1 protein-coding gene and 1 pseudogene are annotated in these 889 nt (G+C 43.8%); both read left to right on the forward strand.

Annotation, left to right across the window (positions count from 1 at the left end; genetic code table 11):
* Positions 1 to 240 (forward strand): annotated as a pseudogene (locus ACFIO5_RS10940) (hypothetical protein); the annotation flags it as partial.
* A partial coding sequence (locus tag ACFIO5_RS10945; protein WP_375705418.1) for a phage baseplate assembly protein V occupies positions 221 to 889 on the forward strand: 669 nt, incomplete at its 3' end. The pseudogene ACFIO5_RS10940 and the gene ACFIO5_RS10945, both read left to right, overlap by 20 nt.

Raw genomic sequence — 889 nt, forward strand, 5'->3', positions numbered from 1 at the left:
GTTGAGACATGCCGCTTACAAAATATTGCTTTTGCCTTTGGTGATAATGGTTCCCTAGCACTCCATGGTGCAATTTTAACCTTTGACGTGCCGCACATAACCAATATCCCCTGCCCTGATGAAGGAAAGGCAACCGTAGGAGTTGTTGAACCCCTTGTCGGTTTTAAACCCGAAACAGGTATGGGAAACAAAGACAAATACCATAAAATTGAAGGTGACCATGTTAGAGCGACGCGATAAAGAGATCACCGATTTAAAGAGACGTGTAGCCAATATGGTTGTGGTAGGGAAAATTAGCCATGTTGACCATAAAAACGCACGCTATCGAGTAAAAACTGGAAATCTTGTCAGTGATTGGATTCCAGATACCCAAGCCCGTGCTGGTAAAACACGCTCTTATGAAGGGCGCGATGTTGGAGAACAAGTGGTTGTTGTTTCATCATCAGGCGATTTATCACAAGGGGTGATTGTTGGCTCTATTCATACCGATGCAAACCAAGCAGCCGATAAAGGCAATCTTCATAAGACACTTTATCCAGATGGAACCACCATTGAGTATGACGATGAACAAAACAGCTATGCCCTTCACCTCACATCAGGAGGAAAGTTTAGTCTCACGATTTCTGATGGCGTATCGATAAAAGGGGATGGTAAAAAGTTAGAACTGCAAGCCGCAGAGGGCATCAAAATTATTTCACAAGGTGACCTGAGTTTAAGTGCAGAAAAAAACATTGCCCTGAAAGCAGGTGGAAGTGTTTCACTCCATTCGGATGATGGCATTGCTCTTCATTCAAGTGAGGGTGTTTCCATCCATTCTAGTGATTTAAAGCATAATGGCACCAATATTGGAAACAGCCATGTTCATGGAGGTGTTTCCCCTGGTGGCTCC

This window comes from Bartonella sp. AA86SXKL (assembly GCF_042196885.1).